The sequence below is a fragment of the Agromyces tardus genome (genome assembly GCF_003710805.1).
GTDB classification, from domain to species: domain Bacteria; phylum Actinomycetota; class Actinomycetes; order Actinomycetales; family Microbacteriaceae; genus Agromyces; species Agromyces tardus.
In genome coordinates this window covers 1-20,851 of the sequence record NZ_RHHB01000022.1, presented here as the reverse complement: position 1 = coordinate 20,851, position 20,851 = coordinate 1, and the positions used below count along the sequence as shown (strand labels likewise).

Annotated in this window: 23 protein-coding genes; 2 read left to right on the top strand and 21 right to left on the bottom strand. The window is 72.4% G+C overall.

Features of this window, described 5'->3' with window-relative positions:
- Positions 1-39: 39 nt before the first annotated feature.
- The 6 genes from EDM22_RS11575 to EDM22_RS11555 all read right to left on the bottom strand — a co-directional run bounded on the left by EDM22_RS11575 (position 40) and on the right by EDM22_RS11555 (position 6,997).
- Complete coding sequence (locus EDM22_RS11575; protein WP_122937215.1) at positions 40-2,094, bottom strand: PTS fructose transporter subunit IIABC; 2,055 nt, start codon at positions 2,092-2,094, stop codon at positions 40-42.
- A 13-nt stretch (positions 2,095-2,107) separates the two neighbouring features.
- Positions 2,108-3,085, bottom strand: a complete 978-nt coding sequence (locus EDM22_RS11570) for a 1-phosphofructokinase family hexose kinase (RefSeq protein WP_122937214.1) — start codon at positions 3,083-3,085, stop codon at positions 2,108-2,110.
- A complete protein-coding gene (locus EDM22_RS11565; protein ID WP_122937213.1) occupies positions 3,082-3,870 on the bottom strand; it encodes a DeoR/GlpR family DNA-binding transcription regulator in 789 nt (262 codons plus the stop codon). The genes EDM22_RS11570 and EDM22_RS11565 overlap by 4 nt, the downstream gene beginning before the upstream one ends.
- Positions 3,871-4,191: 321 nt before the next feature.
- Positions 4,192-5,658: a cardiolipin synthase gene (cls, locus tag EDM22_RS11560; RefSeq protein WP_122937212.1), complete on the bottom strand. Its 1,467-nt coding sequence runs from the start codon at positions 5,656-5,658 to the stop codon at positions 4,192-4,194.
- A gap of 5 nt (positions 5,659-5,663) precedes the next feature.
- Entirely contained in the window at positions 5,664-5,840 is a 177-nt protein-coding gene (locus EDM22_RS19575) for a hypothetical protein (protein ID WP_170964105.1), read from the bottom strand.
- A gap of 311 nt (positions 5,841-6,151) precedes the next feature.
- On the bottom strand, positions 6,152-6,997 hold the full coding sequence (locus EDM22_RS11555; RefSeq protein WP_122937211.1) for a hypothetical protein: 846 nt from the start codon (positions 6,995-6,997) through the stop codon (positions 6,152-6,154).
- Between EDM22_RS11555 and EDM22_RS20260 the strand changes: the two genes are divergently transcribed.
- Entirely contained in the window at positions 6,996-7,268 is a 273-nt protein-coding gene (locus EDM22_RS20260; RefSeq protein ID WP_465251356.1) for a hypothetical protein, read from the top strand. The two genes, EDM22_RS11555 and EDM22_RS20260, sit on opposite strands and share 2 nt — an antisense overlap.
- Here the strand turns inward: EDM22_RS20260 and EDM22_RS19570 are convergent.
- The 14 genes from EDM22_RS19570 to tilS form a co-directional block, all read right to left on the bottom strand.
- Positions 7,223-7,372 carry a hypothetical protein gene (locus EDM22_RS19570; RefSeq protein WP_170964104.1) on the bottom strand — a complete coding sequence of 50 codons (150 nt, stop codon included), beginning with the start codon at positions 7,370-7,372 and terminating at the stop codon, positions 7,223-7,225. The genes EDM22_RS20260 and EDM22_RS19570 overlap by 46 nt on opposite strands.
- Before the next feature lie 102 nt (positions 7,373-7,474).
- Positions 7,475-8,992, bottom strand: coding sequence for a lysine--tRNA ligase (gene lysS, locus EDM22_RS11550; protein ID WP_122937210.1), 1,518 nt, complete (start codon positions 8,990-8,992; stop codon positions 7,475-7,477).
- Between the two features lie 76 nt (positions 8,993-9,068).
- Positions 9,069-9,935 (bottom strand): pantoate--beta-alanine ligase, encoded by an 867-nt coding sequence (gene panC / locus EDM22_RS11545; RefSeq protein ID WP_122937209.1) that lies wholly within the window; start codon positions 9,933-9,935, stop codon positions 9,069-9,071.
- A complete protein-coding gene (locus tag EDM22_RS11540; RefSeq protein WP_122937208.1) occupies positions 9,932-10,693 on the bottom strand; it encodes a Rossmann-like and DUF2520 domain-containing protein in 762 nt (253 codons plus the stop codon). Before EDM22_RS11540 ends, panC begins: the two co-directional genes overlap by 4 nt.
- Positions 10,683-12,362, bottom strand: a complete 1,680-nt coding sequence (locus tag EDM22_RS11535) for a PH domain-containing protein (protein ID WP_122937207.1) — start codon at positions 12,360-12,362, stop codon at positions 10,683-10,685. Before EDM22_RS11535 ends, EDM22_RS11540 begins: the two co-directional genes overlap by 11 nt.
- The gene (locus EDM22_RS11530; protein ID WP_122937206.1) at positions 12,359-12,991 is read right to left on the bottom strand and encodes a PH domain-containing protein; all 633 of its coding nucleotides are present in this window, start codon (positions 12,989-12,991) and stop codon (positions 12,359-12,361) included. Before EDM22_RS11530 ends, EDM22_RS11535 begins: the two co-directional genes overlap by 4 nt.
- A complete protein-coding gene (locus EDM22_RS11525) occupies positions 12,984-13,454 on the bottom strand; it encodes a DUF3180 domain-containing protein (RefSeq protein WP_122937205.1) in 471 nt (156 codons plus the stop codon). Before EDM22_RS11525 ends, EDM22_RS11530 begins: the two co-directional genes overlap by 8 nt.
- Complete coding sequence (gene folK, locus EDM22_RS11520; protein WP_122937204.1) at positions 13,451-13,936, bottom strand: 2-amino-4-hydroxy-6-hydroxymethyldihydropteridine diphosphokinase; 486 nt, start codon at positions 13,934-13,936, stop codon at positions 13,451-13,453. Before folK ends, EDM22_RS11525 begins: the two co-directional genes overlap by 4 nt.
- On the bottom strand, positions 13,933-14,304 hold the full coding sequence (gene folB / locus EDM22_RS11515) for a dihydroneopterin aldolase (RefSeq protein WP_245989338.1): 372 nt from the start codon (positions 14,302-14,304) through the stop codon (positions 13,933-13,935). Before folB ends, folK begins: the two co-directional genes overlap by 4 nt.
- Entirely contained in the window at positions 14,297-15,088 is a 792-nt protein-coding gene (folP, locus tag EDM22_RS11510) for a dihydropteroate synthase (protein WP_122937202.1), read from the bottom strand. Before folP ends, folB begins: the two co-directional genes overlap by 8 nt.
- Positions 15,089-15,185: 97 nt before the next feature.
- Complete coding sequence (gene folE / locus EDM22_RS11505) at positions 15,186-15,782, bottom strand: GTP cyclohydrolase I (protein ID WP_122937201.1); 597 nt, start codon at positions 15,780-15,782, stop codon at positions 15,186-15,188.
- Positions 15,783-15,821: 39 nt separating this feature from the next.
- A complete protein-coding gene (gene ftsH, locus EDM22_RS11500; protein ID WP_122937200.1) occupies positions 15,822-17,840 on the bottom strand; it encodes an ATP-dependent zinc metalloprotease FtsH in 2,019 nt (672 codons plus the stop codon).
- A 131-nt stretch (positions 17,841-17,971) separates the two neighbouring features.
- Complete coding sequence (hpt, locus tag EDM22_RS11495; protein ID WP_122937199.1) at positions 17,972-18,523, bottom strand: hypoxanthine phosphoribosyltransferase; 552 nt, start codon at positions 18,521-18,523, stop codon at positions 17,972-17,974.
- A 49-nt stretch (positions 18,524-18,572) separates the two neighbouring features.
- Complete coding sequence (tilS, locus tag EDM22_RS11490) at positions 18,573-19,679, bottom strand: tRNA lysidine(34) synthetase TilS (RefSeq protein WP_122937198.1); 1,107 nt, start codon at positions 19,677-19,679, stop codon at positions 18,573-18,575.
- A 74-nt stretch (positions 19,680-19,753) separates the two neighbouring features.
- Here tilS and ppa point away from each other — a divergent pair, with 74 nt between their 5' ends.
- Positions 19,754-20,239, top strand: a complete 486-nt coding sequence (gene ppa, locus EDM22_RS11485) for an inorganic diphosphatase (protein WP_122937197.1) — start codon at positions 19,754-19,756, stop codon at positions 20,237-20,239.
- 111 nt (positions 20,240-20,350) lie between these two features.
- Here the strand turns inward: ppa and EDM22_RS11480 are convergent.
- The coding region (locus tag EDM22_RS11480; protein ID WP_138708074.1) for a M23 family metallopeptidase at positions 20,351-20,851 on the bottom strand (501 nt) is incomplete at its 5' end.

Here is a 20,851-nt window from a genome sequence, read left to right as displayed (position 1 = left end):
GCGAGGGACCGGCCGTCGGATCGGATCAGGCGGAGCGGCTCAGGCCGTGGCCACCTGGGGCTCGGCCACGCCCACCGACGCCTCGACCGGGCGGCGGTGCGCCCAGCGCTTGAGGGCGATGACCACGAGCGCGGCGGCGACGGAGCCCGCGGCGATCGCGAGCACGAACCAGAGCAGGTTGCCGATCGCGAAGAACACGAAGATGCCGCCGTGGGGGGCCTGCGAGGTGACGCCCATGCCCATGCAGATCGCACCCGCGATCGCACCGCCGATGACCGTCGCCGGGATGACGCGCAGCAGGTCGGCCGCGGCGAACGGGATCGCGCCCTCCGAGATGAACGCGGCGCCGAGCAGCCACGCCGCCTTGCCGTTCTCGCGCTCCACCGGGGTGAAGAGGCGACGGTCGAGCACGGTGGCGAGTGCCATCGCGAGCGGCGGCACCATGCCGGCGGCCATGACGGCGGCCATGATCATCCACGGCGCCTGGTTGTCGGGCGAGCCCGTGCTGAGGCCGGCGACCGCGAACGCGTAGGCGACCTTGTTGACCGGACCACCCAGGTCGAAGCCCATCATGGCGCCGAGGATCAGGCCGAGCACGATCGCGCTCGCGCCGGTGAGGCCCGAGAGCCAGGCGTTCAGGGCGTTCGTGAGGGCTGCGATGGGTCCGCCGAACACGACGAGCATGAGGCCGGATGCCGCGATCGAACCGAGCAGCGGGATGATCACGACGGGCATCAGGCCGGCGAGCCAGCGCGGCACCGAGAGGCGGGTCAGCCAGAGGGCGACGTAGCCCGCGAGCAGGCCGCCCACGAGGCCGCCGAGGAAGCCGGCGCCCATGAGCACGGACACCGAGCCCACCACGAATCCGGGGGCGATACCGGGACGGTCGGCGATCGCGTAGGCGATGTAGCCCGCGAGCGCCGGCACCAGGAAGCCCATCGAGATCGCGCCGATCGAGAAGAACACCGCGCCGAAGTACTCGGCGAGGCCGCCCGGAGGCAGGTTGAAGATCGTGTTGCCGAGCACGATCTCGGTCGCGTTGGCGGTGATGTCGTAGCCGCCGAGCAGGAAGCCGAGGGCGATGAGCAGGCCACCACCTGCGACGAACGGGATCATGTAGCTGACGCCCGTGAGCAGCACGCGCTTGATCTTCTGCCCGAAATGCTCCTCCTTCGCCGAGGTGGCGGCGCCGGCAGCGGCCGCGTCGCCCGCGACGCGAGCGGCGTTGGGGTTGTCGGCCGCGGCGAGCGCCTCGCGGATGAGCCCGGCGGGGTCGTCGATGCCGCGCTTGACCGGCACCTGCACCACGGGCTTGCCCGCGAACCGCGCCTTGTCGCGCACGTCGACGTCGACCGCGAAGATCGCGGCGGACGCGCTCGCGATCACCTCGGGGGCGAGGGGCTTCGCGCCCGACGAGCCCTGCGTCTCGACGTGCAGCTCGACGCCGGCCTTCTCGGCCGCCGCCGAGAGGGCGTCGGCCGCCATGTAGGTGTGGGCGATGCCGGTGGGGCACGCGGTGACGGCGACGAGCACGGGCTTGGCGGCACCGGTGGCGGCTGCGGCATCCGCTGCGCCTGCCGCCGTTGCCGCTGCGCCTGCTGCCGCTGCGGGCACGGCCGCTGCGGCAGGGGCCGGCTCGGCCACCGGGGCGAGCGCCTCGTTCACGAGCGCCACGAACGCCTCGGCGTCGGGGGCCGCGCGCAGCCCTGCGACGAAGTCCTCTCGGATGAGCGAGCGGGCGAGCGTCGAGAGCACCGCGAGGTGGTCCTGCGTGGCCTCCTTCGGCACCGCGATGAGGAAGATGAGGTCGGCGGGCCCGTCGAACGAGCCGAAGTCGACGCCGACGGGGAGCCGGGCCGCCGCGAGTGTGGGCACGCTCACCGCGTCGGACTTGGCGTGCGGGATCGCGATGCCGCCGGGCACGCCGGTGCTGTCCTTCTCCTCGCGCGCCCAGGCGTCGGCGAAGAGCGCTTCGGCGTCGTCGGCGCGGCCCGCGTCGACCACGAGGCCCGCGAGCGCTCGGATGACCTCGGAGCTGGTCGCGCCGAGTTGCTCGTCGAGGGCGACGAGCCGGGGTTCGATGACGGTATCCATGTGCTGGTTCCTCCTAGAGGGGGGTGGGGACGACGACGTCCCGGATCGGGGTTGCGGTGAGTGCGGATGCATCGGCGAGCTCCCGGGAGGGAACCGCGGAGCCGGGAAGCGAGGCGGCGGCCGCCCCGTGGGCGACCGCTTGGGCGAGGGCCCGGTCGGGCCCCGCTCCCTCGGTCACGGCGAGCAGGAACCCGGCGAGCGAGCTGTCGCCCGCTCCCACCGTGCTGCGGGGCACGATGCGGGGAGCCGGGGCGAACCAGGCTCCCTCGCCGGTCACGAGCACGGCACCGGCCGCGCCCAGGGTCACGAGGGCCGAGCGGATGCCGCGGGGCGCGAGCCCCGCTGCGAGGCCGGCGACCCGCTCGTGGTCGGCCTCGAGCGCGTCGACGTCTGCGTCGGGGACGCCGACGAGCTCGGCGAGCTCCTCGCCGTTCGGCTTGATGAGGTCGACGTCCGCTCCGGAGTCGACGAGCGCGGCGAGCGGGGCGCCGGAGGTGTCGACCGCGATGCGGCAGTCGAGTCCGGCGGCGCGCACGGCGCGGACGACGCGCACGTAGAAGTCGGCGGCGAGGTCGGGGGTCAGTGAGCCGGCGAGCACGAGCCACGTGGCATCCGCCGACCGTCGCACGACCTCGTCGACGAGCGCCGCCTGCTCGTCGGCCGACAGTACCGGCCCGGGCTCGTTGAGCTTCGTCGTGGTGCCGTCGGGCTCGGTGAGCGTGAGGTTCGACCGCAGTCGGCCCGCGATCGGCACGACCGCGACGGGCAGCTGCGCCGCGTGCAGGGCGACGACCAGCGGGTCGTCGGCCCGGCCGGGCAGCACCGCGATGCTGTCGACGCCGGATGCGGCGAGCGCGCGGGTGACGTTGACGCCCTTGCCCCCGGGCTCCTCGGTGCTCGCGGCGACGCGCTGCACCTCGCCGCGTTCGAGCGGCTGGGCGAGCTCGACCGTGCGGTCGAGCGACGGGTTCACGGTGAGCGTGACGATCATGCGACCCGCACCTCCACTTCTGCTTCGTCGAGCGCCTCCGCGAGCGCGGGGCCGGGGGGCGCGTCGGTGATGACCACGTCGACCTCGTCGAGGCAGGCGAACCGGTGCAGCGCCTCGTCGTCGTGCTTGGATGCGTCGACGAGCACGACCGCGAGCCGTGAGCGGTCGACCATGGTGCGCTTGACCTGCGCCTCGAGCTCGTCAGGGGTGGAGAGGCCGAACTCGGCGCTCAGCCCGTTGGTGCCGATGAACGCGATGTCGGGCCGGATGTCGGCGAGCTGGGCGACGGCCGTCGGGCCGACCGCGGCGCTCGTGATGCCGCGCACGGTGCCACCGATGACGCGCACGACGAGGCTGGGGTTGCCGTGCAGCAGCGCCGCGATCGGCACGGAGTTCGTGTAGACGGTGAGCGGCGGCACGCCGGCCTCGGGCTGCCAGGTGGCGAGCGCGTCGGCGAGGGCCCCGGTGGTCGTGCCCGCGTCGAGCAGGATGGAGCCGGTGAACGTCGGCGGCACGAGTGCGAGCGCGGCCCGGGCGATCGCCCGCTTCGCCTCGGTGCGGTGACCCGTGCGCTCGATGACGGTGGTCTCGGCGAGGCTCGCCCGCGACGCGCTCACGGCACCGCCGTGGACCCGTCGCACGTGGCCGGCGCGCTCGAGCGCGTCGAGGTCGCGGCGGATGGTCTCTGCGGCGACGTGCAGCTCGTCGGCGAGGCCGGCGACCGAGACCCGGCCCGTCTGGCCGAGCGCGGTGAGGATGTGCTCGTGACGCTCCATCGCGTACATGTGGCCTCCTTGCCCGAGTCTGTCTGCATTCCTGCGTTTATGTGAGTTTAGCGAGGAGTTCTCACAGAATGCAAGAGTTTCGCAGAAATTGTCACATCGGATGCCGCGGGCGGCGCGGGCAACGCCCGATGCAGGCGTTGGAGGGTGCGCGGCACGGTCCGGCGGCCGGCCGGACCGCGGTGCCGGGTGCCCGGGGTGCCGGGGGCGCCGGGGCGAAGGCGGCGCAACCTGCGGACAGCGCCGCGCCGCGGCATCCGCTCGCCCGATGCGCGTCACGGCTCGGCACACCGGGTCGCCGACGCCCGATCGGCCGGGCGAGCGCTACTGCAGGGCCGAGGTCAGGCGCGCGAGGTTGTCGAGGATCGTCGAGCGCACCGGCTGCTGCATCCACTCGTCGAGGGTGAGCTCGCGGCTCTGCTCGCGGTAGCGGTCCTCGACGGCGCGCATGTCGCGCACGAAGGAGGCGCCGCGCACGAGGAGCGAGATCTCCGCGTTGAGCTCGAATGAGCGGATGTCCATGTTGCTCGAGCCGATCACCGCGACGTCGTCGTCGATCGTGAAGTGCTTGGAGTGCAGGATGTAGGGCGATTGGTACATGTAGATGCGAACGCCCGCCCGCAGCAGGGCTTCGTAGTAGGAGCGCTGCGCGTGGTACACGAGCGCCTGGTCGCCGATCTCGGAGACGAACAGCTCGACGTGCACACCGCGCTGGGTGGCGCCGCTGATCGCCCGCAGCATCGCCTCGTCGGGCACGAAGTACGGGCTCGTGAGGATGATCCGCTCCTTCGCCGCGTACATGAGCGCGAGGAAGAGCTTGAGGTTGTTCTCGTTCGGGTAGCCCGGCCCGCTCGGCACCACCTGGCAGTCGAGGTCCTGCGCCTCGCCCTCCTGCTCGAACGGCGTGATGTCGCCGCGCGACGGCGCCTCGCCCGTCTCGAGATACCAGTCGGTCGCGAAGATCGCGTCGAGGCCCGACACGATCGGCCCCTCGACCCGGGCGACGAGCTCCTGCCACTTCAGGCCGCGGCGGAGGTTGCCGGGCTTGTGGTAGCTGCGGTCGATGACGTTCTGCGAGCCCGTGAACCCGACCTCGCCGTCGACCACGAGGATCTTGCGGTGGTTGCGCAGGTCGGGGCGCTGGTACTTGCCCTTGAGCGGCTGCACGGGAAGCATGAACTGCCACGCGACGCCCATGTCGTCGAGGCGCCGGAGGGTCTTGCGGTAGCCCTTCACGCGCACCGACGCGATGTGGTCGAGCAGCACCTTCACCTCGACGCCGCGCTGGACGGCTCGGCCGAGCGCGTCGAAGAAGCCGGCGGTCGTGGTGTCGTACGCGAAGATGTAGAACTCGACGTGCACGTACTGCTTCGCGCCGTCGATCGCGTGGGCCATGGCGTCGAGCGACGCCTGATAGTCGCCGATGAGCGTGGCGCTGTTCGAGCCGATCAGGGGCATCGCCCCGAGGTTGCGGTTCAGCCGCACGACGCCCTCGAACCACGCGGGCCATGCGGCGCTGTCGCTCACCCGCTCGACGCCGAGCGTCGAATCGCGGATGAAGCGGTCGACCTCGGCCTGCTTCTCGCGGCGGTGCTTCGGCAGCTTCGGGTTGCCGATGAGCAGGAAGAAGATGATTCCGACGTAGGGGATGAAGAAGATCGCGAGCAGCCACGCCATGCCCGCGGTGGGACGGCGGTTGCGCGGCACCACGATGACGGCGATGACGCGGATGACGAGGTCGACGAGGATCGCGATGAGTGCGACGACCGTGGTCGTCTGCTCCGCCGTCATCCGGATCAGGCTGCCGGTCGCTCGCGACCGAGCTTGGCGCGCTCCTCGGCCTCGATCCGGGCGTAGGCGTCGCGCTCGTTGCGGTCGGCGCGCACGATCGAGCGCATCACGAACCAGAACAGCAGGCCGATGAGCACGGTCGGCGCGATCGACCAGATCGCGTTCACCCAGAAGTCGTCCATAGCCCCTCCAGAATACGGGGCATTCCTCGGTTTCGTGACACGGATGCCGCGGGCCCGGCCCGAAAGCAGGAGGACACGCCGCGTCGGCAACGAGAACAGGAGCGCATGACATCCGACACGTCCCCGGCTCCTGTTCTCGTGTCAGGAACGGGCGCCTGCGCCGGCCCCGCACTCGCCGACCCCGACCCGCCCGCCGTCCGACCCGCCCGCCGTCCCGCGCGCCCGCCGTCACGAGAACAGGACGCCGCACCGCGTGGGCCTCGAGAACAGGAGCCGGCGACATCCCGACGGACCAGGCTCCTGCTCTCGCGTCACGCGTTGGGGCGCCCGCCGGCCAGCAGCGCACGGATCACCGCGATGCAGCCCGCCAGGTCGTCGATGACCTGCCGATACCCGAATCGGTGCCACCGGTACCCGCGAAGGACGAGCGCGGCGTTCCGCTCGCGATCGAGCTCGATGGCCTCGTGGCCGTCGTGCCAGGCCGATCCGTCGGCCTCGATGACGAGCCAGCCGTCGACCACGAGGTCGACGCGTCCGACCCCTGCGACACGCACCTGCGACTCGACCCGCCATCCTTCCCGCTCGATGGCGAGCCGCAGCAGGGACTCGAGGCCCGATTCGGCGCTGCCGTCGAGCCGGGACCTCAGGCGGCGGATGCGACGCGGCATCCGTTGCATCAACAGCTCGAGCCCGGTCGGGGTGAGCAACCGCCGGTTCAGGGCGCTGTCGAGCGTCGCCACCGCATGTTCCGCCTCGGCCACGCGCGGGAGGTGCTGTGCGAGCGCGTCGACCACCCCGACGCGCCACGGCGAGCCCGGGACGACCGTGCACCGGCGGTGGATCCGGTACTCGCCACGTCCGAGTGCCGGCAGCCTGCTGGCCGTCGGCGGGGAGACGATGCACGTGCCGGTGTCGCGGGACACCCAGATGCCGTGGCTGCGCAACGCGCTCTCGCCACCGAGGATCCCTCGCGCCGCGACGGCACGGACGGCCTCCCGATTCGCCTCGGCCGATGCGATCCACGACCTGCCGATTCGGCGCACCTGTCCCGCGTCGATCGCGGCCCGGATGCTCCGGTGGGTGTGACCCCACGAGCGGAGTTGCGCACTGCGGGCGAGGCCGCCGCAGCGCCGCAGGTCGAAGGCGAGGTCGGACATGCGGCGATCCTCGTGGCAAGGCGCCCCGCCGCGGGCCGGTCGGACCTGTGTTGTGGATGGCGGCTCCTGCGCCGGCAGTGACGAGGACAGGTGGTGGATGCCGCCACGCCGCCGCTCACGCCTGCTTCCGCAGCAGCGACGGCGTGTCGCCCTGCTTCCGTCACGTGCATGGCGGGGTGGGACGTCGGCCGGGCCGGCCGGGCGGCGTCGGGAGCGGTGGGAGCCTCAGCCGCCGGCGACGATGCCCCAGATTCCGGAGCCGACGAGGTAGAGGCCGATGGCGCCCACGATGATCCAGATCGCGAGGCGCGCGGTCGACGGCTTCTTCGGGTCGGGCTCGGGCTCGAGTTCCTTCTTGGGGAGGTAGTCGTTCATGTTCCGATCCGATCGTGGTCTCGATACGCGCTCCGCGCTACTCGACCGACGGCTGTCGCGGCGCCTCGCGCTGCTCGACCGACGCGAGGCGCGGGCGCCTGGCTACTTGACGAGGGGGAAGAGGATGGTCTCACGGATGCCGAGGCCCGTGATCGCCATGAGCAGCCGGTCGATGCCCATGCCCATGCCGCCCGACGGGGGCATGCCGAACTCGAGCGCGCGCAGGAACTCCTCGTCCAGGCGCATCGCCTCGGGGTCGCCGGCCGCGGCGAGGTGCGCCTGCGCGACGAAGCGCTCACGCTGCACCACCGGGTCCACCAGCTCGGAGTAGCCGGTTGCGAGCTCGAAGCCGCGCACGTAGAGGTCCCACTTCTCGACGACGCCCGGGCTCGAGCGGTGCTGCCGCACGAGCGGCGAGGTGTCGAGCGGGAAGTCCATGACGAACGTGGGCCGCTCGAGGCCGCCCTTCACGTGGTGCTCCCACAGTTCCTCGACGAACTTGCCCGGCAGCGGGTGGTCGATCTCGATGCCCTCGGCGTCGGCGAGCTGCTGGAGGCGGGACATGGGGGTCTCGGCGGTGATCTCCTCCCCCACCGCCTCGGAGAGGGAGCCGTACATCGAGAGCCGGTCCCACTCGCCGCCGAGGTCGTACTCGGTGCCGTCGGCCCACGTCACGACGTGCGTGCCGGTGGCCGCGAGCGCGGCATCCTGGATCAGCTTCTGGGTCAGGTCGGCCATGGTGGTGTAGTCGCCGTAGGCCTCGTACGCCTCGAGCATCGCGAACTCGGGGCTGTGCGTGGAATCCGCGCCCTCGTTGCGGAAGTTGCGGTTGATCTCGAAGACGCGCTCGATGCCGCCCACGACGGCGCGCTTGAGGTAGAGCTCGGGCGCGATGCGGAGGTAGAGCTCGGTGTCGAAGGCGTTCGAGTGCGTCACGAACGGGCGAGCGGATGCCCCGCCGTGCATGACCTGCAGCATCGGCGTCTCGACCTCGATGAAGCCGAGCCCCTCGAAGGTGCGGCGCAGGCTCGCGTTGACCCGGGCACGGTCGATGACGTTGCGGCGGGCCTGATCGCGTGCGATGAGGTCGAGGTAGCGGCTGCGCACGCGCGTCTCCTCGGACAGCTCGTTGTGCAGGTTCGGCAGCGGCAGGATCGCCTTCGCCGCGATCTGCCACTCCTTCGCCATGATCGAGAGCTCGCCGCGGCGGCTCGTGATGACCTCGCCCGCCACGAACACGTGGTCGCCGAGGTCGACGAGCTCCTTCCACGCCGCGAGCGACTCCTCACCCACCTCGCCGAGCGAGATCATGGCCTGGATGCGGCTGCCGTCGCCCGACTGCAGAGTGGCGAAGCAGAGCTTGCCGGTGTTGCGCGAGAACACCACACGGCCGGCGAGGCCAACCTGCTCACCGCTCGCCTCGTCGACGCCGAGGCCCACGAACCGGTCGCGCACCTCGGGGATCGTCGCGGTGATCGGCAGGCGGACCGGGTAGGCGCCCCCGCCGAGATCGTCGGATGCCGCGATCAGCCGCTCGCGCTTGGCGAGCCGCACGGCCTTCTGCTCCGAGATCTCCTCGGCGGTCGGCTCGGCTGCGGCATCCGTGTTGGTCTCGGCCATCGTTCACTCTCGGTCGGCGGAATCGTGCGTGCACCAGCCTACTTGTGCGAACCTGCAGGGTTCGCGGGACCGCGGGTCAGCCGATGGTGACGAACGCGTTGTCGATGAGTCGCGTCGAGCCGACGACGGCGGCGACGAGCACGAGCGCGGTGCCGCGGAAGGCGTCGTCGACGGGGAGGAAGGTCGCAGGGTCGACGACGACGAGGTAGTCGAGGCTCACGCCGTCGTGGTCGCCGAAGGCGGCCGTCGCCTCGGCGAGCAGCTCCGCCGTGCCCTGGGCGGCCGCGGCATCCGCTGCCCGCAACGACTCGGCGAGCGTGAGCGCGGCCCGGCGCTCGTCGCCGAGGAGGTAGCGGTTGCGGCTCGACAGCGCGAGGCCGTCGGGCTCGCGCACGGTGGGCACCGACACGATCTCGAGCGGGAAGTCGAGGTCGTCGACCATGCGCGCGACCAGGAAGACCTGCTGGGCGTCCTTCTGGCCGAAGAGCGCCACGTCGGGCTGGGCGATGTGGAAGAGCTTCGCGACGACGGTGAGCATGCCGTCGAAGTGGCCAGGACGGGAGGCGCCCTCGTAGCGGTCGCCGATGTGCCCGGCGTGCACCGTGGTGTCGCTCGCACCGCGCGGGTACATCTCGGCCACGGCGGGCGCGAACACGACGTCGACGCCGAGCTCGCCGAGGGCGGCGACATCCGCTTCGAGCGTGCGCGGGTAGCGGTCGAGGTCTTCGGATGGGCCGAACTGCAGCGGGTTCACGAAGATCGACACGACGACGACGTCGGCGAGCTCCCGCGCCCGGCGCACGAGCGAGAGGTGGCCCTCGTGCAGGGCGCCCATCGTGGGCACGAGGGCGACGGATGCACCGCCGGCACGGCGCTCTGCGAGCAGCGCGCGCAGCTCGGCGATCGTCGGAACGGTTCGTGTGCGGGCAGTGAGCTTCGTCACTCGCCACCTCCCAGCGGCCGATCGATTCCGGCCTCGTCGATCGTACTCGCACCGTCGGGCAGCGGTCCCCGGTCGTGCCGGGCGAGCGCGTTCTCGACCGAGCTGCGCACCAGGGGCGCGAGGACCGCGCCCGCACGGGCGACGCCGATGCCCTCGAGGAGACCGGTGGCCTGGTCGACGATCGCGGTCGAGAACGAGACCGCCGTATCGATCGCCTCGGCGTAGGCCGCGCGGTCGGCCTCGGCGACCACGAACGGCTCGCCGCCCATCTCGACGACGAGGGCCTGCGCGATCGGCAGCACGGGTGCCGGCGCCGTGACCGCGAACCAGGTGCCGGCGAGCCGCGCGAGGTCCATGCTCGTGCCGGTGAACGACATGGCGGGATGGATGGCGAGCGGGATGGCGCCGGCCCGGAGGGCGGGCGTGAGCACGCCCACGCCGTAGCGCGCAGCGGTGTGCACGACGAGCTGCCCCGGGCGCCAGACGCCGGCCGCGGCGAGCCCTTCCACGAGTTCGGGGAGCTCGTCGGCGGGCACGGCGAGCAGCACGAGCTCGCTGCGCTCGACGATCTCGGGGATCCGGAGCACCGGCACCGCGGGCAGCATGGCGGCCGCGCGCTCGCGACTCGCCTCGGAGACCGCGGCGACCCCGGTGAGGGCGTGACCCGCCCCGGCGAGCGCGGAGGCGAGCACCGCGCCGACCCGGCCGGCCCCGATGGTTCCGACGCCCAGCCGGCCCGCTCGTTGTTCAGCTCGCATGCGCGGATGCCCCCCATCGTTCGGAGTGGTCGCCGGCGGCACGCACGACCGCCTCGTGCGCGAGGCGCTCGAACGCGGCATCGGCCTCGGATCGCGCCACCACCGGCACGACGGCCGTCACCGGCCCGGCCACGGTGTGCACGCGCAGCGCCGCGAGCCCGAGCGCGCGTCGGACGGGCCCCACCTCGATCGCCACCGACTGCATGCGCGCCAGCGGCACGAGCACGAGCCGGCGCAGCAGCACGCCGCGGCGCACGAGCACGATGCCCGCGGCACTCGCCCAGCCGGTGCGCCGCCACGAGAACGGTCGCAGCCAGGCCGCGCGGCGCGGCGGCTGCGTGAACCCGGCGTCGCCGCCACCACCCGTGAGGCCGGCGTCGACGAGCGGATCGACCGCCGCGGCCGCGTCGGGCAGCAGCAGGCCGAGCACGCGATGCACGTCGGCGATCGTGCCGACGGGGAGCACGAGCGTGCGCTGCACCTGCTCGTTGTTGCCCGAGAGCGACTGCCCGGCGAGGTTGATGCGCACCGACCACCAGCCGAAGGCCCGCCACAGCAGCCACTGCGTCGCCTCCACGGCGTGCACGCGGCCCGGCGGGATGGTCTGGTTCGCCGTGGAGAGCAGTCCGTGGCCGATGCGCACGCCGTCGGGCGTGCCCGCGATGGAGTACCGCAGCGACTTCGTGATGCGCGACCAGACGTAGCTCACGAGGCCGATCGCCGCGGGCACGAACGTGAACAGCACCCAGAACGCGCCCGTCGAGAGGCCCACGGCGATCACGACGGCGATGATCGCGAACCACACGGTGGCGCCGCCGAGGAGGGTCGACGCGACGACGCGGCCGGCCGGGAGGTGCACGACCGACTCGGGCGGCGCCAGGCCGGGGTCGAGCTCGGGGGCGAGGAACTCCTCCATGCGCCGGCCGACGAGGGCACCGGCGCGAGTGCCCGGCGGGATGCCGCCGGGGACTCCGCCTGCCGCGGGGACGCCGGTCGCGGCATCCGCGCCCGCCGGCATGCCCCCGAGGGCGAGGTGATCGTCGCCGACGGATGCGGCCGCCGGTGCGGCCGCGCGCTGGGAGCGGATGCCCGATGCCAGCCGCAGCACGTCGCCGCGCAGCCGGTCGGCCGCCGCCGAGCCGAGGTAGGCGAGCTGCACGTTGCCCGACTGGCCCGCGACCGAGATGTCGAGCTTCGCCGTGCCGAACAGCCGCGCGAACACCGGCCGGGAGACGTTGATGCCCTGCACGCGATCGAGGCGGGCGCTGCGATGCGAGCGGAACAGGATGCCGCTGCGCACCTCCACGGCCTCGTGCGTGACCCGGAAGGTGTGCATGCGCCACGAGAGCCAGAACCCCACGATGAGCACCACGAGCACGACGGCGACCGCGACGAGCGCCCACCCGACGAGGCCGTTCGCCACGATCGCGTCGATCGGGTCGCCCGCCCAGTCGTCGCCGTCGGGCGAGCCCGGGAAGCCCTCGTCGCCGCCGGGCGCCACGAGCACCAGGAACACGTCGATGACCCGCTCCCGCAGGTTGGCGATGATGAAGCCGAGCACGCCGAGCAGCACGAGGCCGCCCCGAAGCAGCGGGCTCGCGGGGTGCAGGCGATGCCATTCCCCGTCGGCGAGGCCGTGCCCCGCGTCCGTGACGGCGGGACTGCTCACAGTCCGGCCCGGCGGGTCTCGGCGAGGGCCACGAGCTCGTCGCGCAGTGACTCCGCGTCCTCGAGCGGCAGGCCGGGCAGCGTCACGGCGGTCGCAGCGGCGGCGGTGACGAACCGGAGGTCGGCCAGGCCGAGGGCGCGTGCGACCGGCCCCCGCGTGATGTCGACGAGCTGCATGCGCCCGTACGGCACGGCGACCTGGCGCTGGAACATGATGCCCCGCCGGAACACGAGGTCGTCGGCCCGCAGGCGATACCCGATCGAGCGGACGCGGCGCGGCTCGAACGCGATGCCGATGAGCGCGGCGATGCCGACGGCGACGGCGATCCACACGGCCCACGTGAGGTCGAACAGGGCGTTCACGATCAGCAGGCCGCCGACGAGCACCGCGGTGCCGATGAGCGAGCCGACGACCTCGACCACCACGTACTTCGGCGAGACCCGTCGCCAGCCGGTGTCGTCGGGCGCGGTACGGGCAGGGGCCGCCGTCACGGCTGCCCCGGCGGGGCCCTCGGCGCGGACCTCGCCGGCAACGTCGGGCACCGGCGGGGCCGCAATCGGCTCCCGGGCCGGCACGGATGGCGCGCCGTCGCCCTCGACATCGTGCTCGTGCGCGAGCGGGTCAGGCATGCGCGTGACCCTCCTCCTCGGTGTCCTCGGGCGGCGGCAGCGTGCAGAAGTACTCGGCGACGAGGCCGCCGACCATGAGCAGTGCCGCGCCGATGGCGGTGGCGACCGCCAGCCACACGGTGCTCGCCGACGGCACGACGCTGCGCGTGAGCAGGTACAGCGAGATGCCGATTCCGGCGCCGAACACGAGCGCACCGCTGCCGCTGCACGCTTTCGCGAGCACCGCGATGCGCATCGCCCGGAACGGGTCGATGCGCGCCTTCGACGAGCCCTTCACCGCTCTGCGGATGGGCCACGCGAGCGCCACGACGAGCACCCCCACGCCCACGAGCGTGATGGGCAGCGAGAGCGGCGGCACGAGCGCCGAGTAGCCCGCGGAGACGATCGCGAGCTCGCCGAGGTAGCCGATGACGAGCCCGGACACCACGAATGCGACGAGGGCCGAGGCGTGCGTGCGCCTCACCGTCGAACCACCTCGTCGGATGCGGCCGCCCGCAGCGCCGCGATGGGCCCGCGCCCCGGCAGCTCGGCCTCGGGCTCGAGGTCGAGCCACGGCTGCAGCACGAACGCCCGCTCCCACGCCCGCGGATGCGGCAGCACGAGCCGGTCGTCGGCGACCACGCGCCCGTCGAGGTCGATGAGGTCGAGGTCGAGCGTGCGATCGCCCCAGTGCTCGGCGCGCACGCGACCGTGCTGCTGCTCGATGCGCTGCAGGAGGTCGAGCAGGGCGTGCGGCTCGAGCACGGTCTCGACGATGATGACGCCGTTGAGGTAGCGCGGTGCGCTGCGGTCGACACCCTCGTGCTTGATCGCCGCGGTCTCGTAGATGGGCGAGACGGCCATGAGGTCGACGCCGGGCGCGTCGGCGAGTTCGCGCACTGCCTCGTCGATCGTGGCCTCGCGGTCGCCGAGGTTCGCCCCGAAGGCGATGACGGCGCGGCTCATGCGCGGCTCCGCACGACCGTGACCGACACATCCTCGAACGGCACCGAGATGGGTGCTCCGGGCTTGTGCACCGTGACCTCGGCCTCCTCGACGCCGGCGAAGCCGAGGGCGACGCCCGCGACGCGCTCGGCGACGGTCTCGATGAGGTCGACGGGGTCGCGCTCGACCGCCTCGGCCACCGCGACGGCCAGCTCACCGTAGTGCACGGTGCGGGCGAGCTCGTCGCCGGATGCCGCGGCGGCGAGGTCGACGGCGACCGACACGTCGATCACGAACTCCTGGCCCTGCTCGCGTTCGAAGTCGAAGACGCCGTGATGCGCGCGCACACGGATGCCCGTGAGCGTGATCCGGTCGCGAGTGCTAGCCACGGCGTCCACTCTGCCATGCGCGTGCGACGTCGAGGGCGATGCGGGTCGAACGCACGTCGTGCACCCGCACGGCCCACACCCCGGCCTGCGCCGAGAGGGCGCTCACGACCGCGGTGGGCAGGTCGCGGTCCTCGACGGGCGCACCCTCGGGCAGCAGCGCGCCGAGGAACCGCTTGCGCGAGGCGCCGACGAGCAGCGGAAGTCCGAGCGCCGCCAGCACGTCGAGGCGTGCGAGGAGCTCCCAGTTCTGCTCGCCGCGCTTCGCGAACCCGAGTCCGGGGTCGAGGATCAGGCGGTCGTGCGCGACGCCCGCGGCGACGAGGGCGTCGACGCGGCGGGCGAGCTCGTCCCGCACCTCCGCGGCCACGTCGCGGTACTCCGCGAGCTCGTCCATGCGGTCCGAGTGCCCGCGCCAGTGCATGGCGACGTAGCGTGCGCCGGAGTCGGCCGCGATACGCGCCATCGCGGCATCCGCGAGCCCGGCCGACACGTCGTTGATGATCTCGGCGCCCGCCTCGACGGCGGCGGCGGCCGTGGCGGCGCGCATGGTGTCGACGCTCACCCGGATGCCGCGGGCCGCGAGCACGCGGATGACCGGCACGACCCGGCGCAGCTCCTCCTCGGGCTCGACGCGCGCCGCGCCCGGCCGGGTGGACTCGCCGCCCACGTCGACGATGTCGGCGCCGTCGGCGACGAGCTCGACGCCGTGGGCGATCGCGGCATCCGCGTCGAACCACCGGCCGCCGTCGCTGAACGAGTCGGGCGTGACGTTCACGACGCCCATGACGAGCGGCGATCGAGTCGCCGCCGCGGCCGGCCTCTCGGGACCCGATGGGGCCGGCGGTCTCGATACGCGCTGCGCGCCACTCGACCGGCGGGCGTCAGACACCGTGGCCCGATCCGATGAGCGCGATGATCTCGGCGCGCGCGGCCGGTTCGGCGAGGACGCCGCGGCTGGCGATCGTGACGGTCGAGGTGCGCTCCTGACGCACGCCGCGGGTCGTGACGCAGCCGTGCGTCGCGTCGAGCACGACGAGCACGCCTTTCGGCGCGAGCCCCGCCTCGAGCGCGTCGGCGATCTGCTCCGCCAGTCGCTCCTGCAGCTGCGGGCGGCTCGCGAGCGCGTCGACGACGGCCGGGATGCGGCCCAGCCCGACGATCCGCTCGTCGGGCACGTACGCGACGTGCGCGACGCCCGTGAACGGCAGCAGGTGGTGCTCGCACATCGACCGGAAGTCGATGCCGCGCATCATGACGGCATCGGAGGTCGCCTGGGCTCCGGAGTCGGTGGTGCCGATGGGCACGGCGTCGGCGAGGATCGCGACGGGGTCGGCGTCGAGTCCGCCGAAGAACTCGGCGTAGGCCTCGGCGACGCGCTGGGGCGTGCGCTTCAGGCCGTCGCGCTCGGGGTCCTCGCCGATCGCGAGCAGCAGCTCGTGCACGGCACGCTCGATGCGGGCGGCATCCACCCCCGTCATGTCACCCTCCTCCTCGGTCGCGCCGTCGCGGACGACGGGTCAGGCGGTCGCGGGACGCGGGTTGCTGCGGGGCGCGCGCGCCGGGGCGGACTCGTCGGCCACCTTCGTGCCGGAGTCCACGCCGCCGTCGACGGCGCCCTGGTCGATCGGCGCCTTCTGGGTCGGGAACGCGATCGGCGGGCGGTCGGAGACCGGACGGCGGTCGCTCGAGAGCCACAGGGGACGCGGCGGGAGCTTCTTGACGTCCGCGAAGATCTCGGCGATCTGGTTGTGGTCGAGCGTCTCGTGCTCGAGCAGCTCCAGGGCCAGGCGGTCGAGGATGTCGCGGTTGTCGTTGAGCACCTGCCACGCCTCGTCGTGCGCCTGCTCGATGAGCGTGCGCACCTCGGTGTCGACGCGCTCGGCGATCTCCTCGGAGTAGTCGCGCTGGTGGCCCATGTCGCGGCCGAGGAAGACCTCGCCCTGCGACTGCCCGAGCTTGACGGCGCCGACGTTCGCGCTCATGCCGTACTCGGTGACCATCTTGCGGGCCGTCGAGGTGGCCTTCTCGATGTCGTTCGAGGCGCCGGTGGAGGGGTCGTGGAACACGATCTCCTCGGCGACGCGACCGCCCATGGCGTAGGTGAGCTGGTCGAGGAGCTCGTTGCGGCTGATCGAGTACTTGTCCTCCAGCGGGAGCACCATGGTGTAGCCGAGGGCGCGGCCGCGCGGGAGGATCGTGATCTTCGTCACGGGATCGGTGTAGTTCATCGCCGCCGCCGCGAGCGCGTGTCCGCCCTCGTGATAGGCCGTGATGAGCTTCTCCTTGTCCTTCATGACGCGGGAGCGGCGCTGGGGACCGGCGATCACGCGGTCGACGGCCTCGTCGAGCGCGCGGTTGTCGATGAGCTGCGCGTTGGAGCGCGCCGTGAGGAGAGCGGCCTCGTTGAGCACGTTCGCGAGGTCGGCGCCCGTGAAGCCCGGCGTCTTGCGCGCGAGCACCTCGAGGTCGACGCCCTTCGCGAGCGGCTTGCCCTTGGCGTGCACCTGGAGGATCTTCATGCGGCCCTTGAGGTCGGGTGCGTCGACGCCGATCTGGCGGTCGAAGCGGCCGGGGCGCAGCAGGGCTGGGTCGAGGATGTCGGGGCGGTTCGTCGCCGCGATGAGGATGACGTTCGTCTTGGGGTCGAAGCCGTCCATCTCGACGAGCAACTGGTTGAGCGTCTGCTCGCGCTCGTCGTGCCCGCCGCCGAGGCCGGCGCCGCGGTGGCGACCGACCGCGTCGATCTCGTCGACGAAGATGATCGCCGGGGCGTTCTGCTTGGCCTGGTCGAAGAGGTCGCGCACGCGGCTCGCGCCGACGCCCACGAACATCTCGACGAAGTCGGAACCCGAGATCGAGTAGAACGGCACGCCCGCCTCACCCGCGACCGCGCGGGCGAGGAGCGTCTTGCCGGTTCCGGGAGGGCCGTAGAGGAGCACGCCCTTGGGAATGCGCGCGCCGACCGCCTGGAATCGCGCGGGATCCTTCAGGAAGTCCTTGATCTCGTGGAGCTCCTCGATGGCCTCGTCGGCGCCTGCGACGTCGTCGAAGGTGACCTTCGGGCTCTCCTTCGAGACGAGCTTCGCCTTCGACTTGCCGAACTGCATGACGCGGTTGCCGCCGCCCTGCATGCCCGAGAGCATGATCCAGAAGAAGAGGCCGATGAGCACGAGCGGCAGCAGGATGCCGAGCATCGAGAGGAACCAGTTCGGCTGCGGCACCTCGTCGTTGAAGCCGTCCTTGAGCTTCGCGCTGTCGATCGCCTGCACCACGTCGGTGCCGCGCGGCGTGACGTAGTAGAACTGCACCTGGGTGCCGAGGTCCTTGTCGGCCTCGGTGAGGGTGAGGTCGACGCGATTCTCGCCGTCGACGATCTTGGCCGACGCGACCTTGCCGTCGTCGAGGAGCTGGAGCCCCTCCTGCGTCGAGACCTCACGGAAGCCGGAAGCGGTGATGAGGCTCGAGCCGATCCACACGGCGACGATCGCCAGCAGGATGTAGATGACCGGCCCGCGCAGGATCTTCTTCATGTTCATGGTCCACACAGGCTACCCCGGCGGCGCTGGACGTCGGCCGCGTGTTCGCTGTGGGCTGCCAAGGCGCCCCGAGCCGTCGTCGAGGGATCGGCCGTTCCCCGCCCGGTGAGGAGCCGTGCGCCTCGATGAGGTCAGGAGTAGACGTGCGGCGCGAGCACCGCCACGTCGCGCAGGTTGCGGTAGCGCTCGGCGTAGTCGAGTCCGTAGCCCACGACGAACTTGTTCGGGATGTCGAACCCGATGTACCTGACGGGCACCTCGACCTTCGCGGCATCCGGCTTGCGGAAGAGCGCGCAGATCTCGACGGATGCCGCACCGCGCGACCTGAGGTTGCCGAGCAGCCAGCTCAGGGTGAGGCCCGAGTCGATGATGTCCTCGACGATGAGCACGTGCCGGCCGGTGAGATCGGAGTCGAGGTCCTTGAGGATGCGCACGACGCCCGACGACTGCGTGCCCGCGCCGTACGACGAGACGGCCATCCAGTCCATCGTGACGTGCGGCCGGAGCTCGCGGGCGAGGTCGGCCATGACCATGACGGCGCCCTTGAGCACGCCGACGAGCAGGATGTCCCGGCCCTCGTAGTCGGCCTCGATGCGACGGGCGAGTTCGGCGAGCTTCGCGTGGATCTCCGCCTCCGTCACGAGCGTCTCGTTGAGGTCGGCCTCGATCTCGCGCGCGTCCATGCCCGGGCTCCTTCTGTCGCTGCGAACGGATGCCACGAGCCTAGCCCCGTCAGCGGGCGCTGAACTCGATGCGCCCGGCGACGCGGGCGGCGCGGCATCCGGGCAGGTCGATGGGCCCCTGGCCGTGCCAGTCGGTCACGAGCCGGGCGACCTCGAGGGTCTGGCTGCGGGAGAGGGCGACGCCGAACTCGCTCGCGACGACGTGGCGGATGATGCGCTGCCGCAGGGCCGCGGGGTTGGCGGCGAGCGCGCCGGCCGACACGGCGATGCCGGCCTCGGCGGGCTCGCAGAGCTCCTCGATGACCTCGTCGATCTGGGCGGCGAACGCCTCGTCGTCCTCGCGCAGCTGGTCGGCGGTGCGGGCGAGGGCCTCGGCGATGCCGGGTCCGAGCTCCGCCTCGAGCACCGGCAGCACCCGTTCGCGCACGCGCACGCGTGCGTACGCAGGATCGAGGTTGTGCGGGTCGTCCCACGGGGCGAGCCCCGCGTCGACGCAGGCCTGCCGGGTGGTCGCCCGACGGATGCCGAGCAGCGGTCGCACGTAGCGGCCCGAGCGTGCGGGCATGCCCGCGAGGCTCGCGGCGCCGGCGCCTCGGGCGAGGCCGAGCAGCACCGTCTCGGCCTGGTCGTCGAGGGTGTGTCCGAGCAGCACGAGCGCGGCACCGGTCTCGACGGCGGCCGCGTCGAGGGCGGCGTACCGCGCGGTGCGAGCGGATGCCTCGGGGCCGCCCTCGCCCGACACGTCGACGCGACGCACGAGCACCGGATCGAGCCCCAGCGCGATCGCCTGCGCGCCGACACGGGCCGCGACCTCCGCGGAGCCCTCCTGCAGGCCGTGGTCGACGATGACGGCGCCGGCCCGCAGGCCTGCGCGCGGGGCCTCGAACGCGGTGGCGGCGGCGAGCGCGAGCGAGTCCGCCCCGCCCGAGAGCGCGACGAGCACGAGGGGCGCATCCGCCGGTCGACCAGCCGGCGCAGCCGGCGTCTCGAGACCGTGCGATCCCGTGGTCTCGAGACGCGCCTCCGGCGCTGCTCGACCGACGGGCCCGAGCACCGCGCGCACCGCGCGCCGCACGTCGGCGATCGGCGGTGTCAGGCGCGGACGCCGCCCGGTCGCGGCATCCGCTCGCTCGCCCGTGGGCTCGTCGGAAGGCATCAAGTAACCTTATTGCGCCGATCGCGTGCCCGATCCGGGCGGCCGGCGAGACTTCCACCGACAGGAGAACCAGCATGGGCGAGTACGCCGCCGTCATCGAGATCCCCAAGGGGAGCCGCAACAAGTACGAGGTCGACCACGAGACCGGACGGGTCTTCCTCGACCGCGTGCTGTACACCTCGTTCTCCTACCCCACCGACTACGGATTCTTCGAGAACACGCTCGGCGACGACGGCGACCCGCTCGACGTGCTCGTGCTGCTCGAGTACCCCCTCTTCCCGGGCGTGGGCGTGACCGTTCGCCCGGTCGGCGTCTTCCACATGACCGACGACGGCGGCGGCGACGCCAAGGTCATCGCCGTACCCGCGGGCGACCCCCGCTGGAACCACATCCTGGACGTCGACGACATCCCCGAGTTCACCCGCAAGGAGATCGAGCACTTCTTCGAGCACTACAAGGACCTCGAGCCCGGCAAGTGGGTCAAGACCGAGGGCTGGGCGAACGCGGCCGAGGCCGAGTCGCTCATCCAGAAGGCGATCGAGGCGTTCCCCGGTCACTGACCGGGTGTCGAGCGGATGTCGCGTGGTTGCGGCATCCGCTCATGGAGAAGGGGCGAGCCGTGCGGCTCGCCCCTTCCGCGTCGTCGGGCGCGTCGCGCCTGGCAGCGCCGCTCAGCCCAGCGAGACGCCCCGCGCCGACATGAACGGGATCGGGTCGATGCGACTCCACCCGTCGTAGACCTCGAAGTGCAGGTGGCACCCGGTCGACGCACCCGTGGTGCCGCTCGACGCGATGTTCTCGCCCGCCGACACCTGCTCGCCGTAGCCGACGAAGATGCCGCCGGGCCGGATGTGCGCGTAGCCCGTGGAGATGCCGCCGCCGTGGTCGATCTTGATGAAGTTGCCGTAGCTGCCCGACCAGCCCGCGTAGACGACCGTGCCGCTCGAGGCCGCGTAGATGGGCGCCGAGCACCCGGTGGCGATGTCGACCGCGTAGTGGAACGGGTTGGTGCAGTAGCCGCCGCTGCAGATGACCTCGCGCGGGCCGTAGTACTCGGAGATGTAGCCGTACGCGGGCTTCGCCCAGCCCGAGCTCTGCACGCCGCCGCCGGATCCGCCCCCGCCGCCCGCCGCCGCGGCTGCCGCCGCCGCGGCCGCTGCGGCGGCGGCCTC

Excerpts from the sequence above, each read along its gene's own strand:
- EDM22_RS20260 (WP_465251356.1), top strand. The coding sequence starts at position 6,996 with ATGCGGCGATCCTCGTGGCAAGGCGCCCCGCCGCGGGCCGGTCGGACC.
- ftsH (WP_122937200.1), bottom strand. The coding sequence starts at position 17,840 with ATGAACATGAAGAAGATCCTGCGCGGGCCGGTCATCTACATCCTGCTG.
- EDM22_RS19570 (WP_170964104.1), bottom strand. The coding sequence starts at position 7,372 with ATGAACGACTACCTCCCCAAGAAGGAACTCGAGCCCGAGCCCGACCCG.
- EDM22_RS19575 (WP_170964105.1), bottom strand. The coding sequence starts at position 5,840 with ATGGACGACTTCTGGGTGAACGCGATCTGGTCGATCGCGCCGACCGTG.
- ppa (WP_122937197.1), top strand. The coding sequence starts at position 19,754 with ATGGGCGAGTACGCCGCCGTCATCGAGATCCCCAAGGGGAGCCGCAAC.
- EDM22_RS11540 (WP_122937208.1), bottom strand. The coding sequence starts at position 10,693 with ATGCGAGCTGAACAACGAGCGGGCCGGCTGGGCGTCGGAACCATCGGG.
- lysS (WP_122937210.1), bottom strand. The coding sequence starts at position 8,992 with ATGGCCGAGACCAACACGGATGCCGCAGCCGAGCCGACCGCCGAGGAG.
- tilS (WP_122937198.1), bottom strand. The coding sequence starts at position 19,679 with ATGCCTTCCGACGAGCCCACGGGCGAGCGAGCGGATGCCGCGACCGGG.
- folP (WP_122937202.1), bottom strand. The coding sequence starts at position 15,088 with ATGGGCGTCGTGAACGTCACGCCCGACTCGTTCAGCGACGGCGGCCGG.
- EDM22_RS11570 (WP_122937214.1), bottom strand. The coding sequence starts at position 3,085 with ATGATCGTCACGCTCACCGTGAACCCGTCGCTCGACCGCACGGTCGAG.
- folE (WP_122937201.1), bottom strand. The coding sequence starts at position 15,782 with ATGACGGGGGTGGATGCCGCCCGCATCGAGCGTGCCGTGCACGAGCTG.
- hpt (WP_122937199.1), bottom strand. The coding sequence starts at position 18,523 with ATGGACGCGCGCGAGATCGAGGCCGACCTCAACGAGACGCTCGTGACG.
- EDM22_RS11575 (WP_122937215.1), bottom strand. The coding sequence starts at position 2,094 with ATGGATACCGTCATCGAACCCCGGCTCGTCGCCCTCGACGAGCAACTC.
- EDM22_RS11565 (WP_122937213.1), bottom strand. The coding sequence starts at position 3,870 with ATGTACGCGATGGAGCGTCACGAGCACATCCTCACCGCGCTCGGCCAG.
- EDM22_RS11555 (WP_122937211.1), bottom strand. The coding sequence starts at position 6,997 with ATGTCCGACCTCGCCTTCGACCTGCGGCGCTGCGGCGGCCTCGCCCGC.
- EDM22_RS11530 (WP_122937206.1), bottom strand. The coding sequence starts at position 12,991 with ATGCCTGACCCGCTCGCGCACGAGCACGATGTCGAGGGCGACGGCGCG.
- folK (WP_122937204.1), bottom strand. The coding sequence starts at position 13,936 with ATGAGCCGCGCCGTCATCGCCTTCGGGGCGAACCTCGGCGACCGCGAG.
- cls (WP_122937212.1), bottom strand. The coding sequence starts at position 5,658 with ATGACGGCGGAGCAGACGACCACGGTCGTCGCACTCATCGCGATCCTC.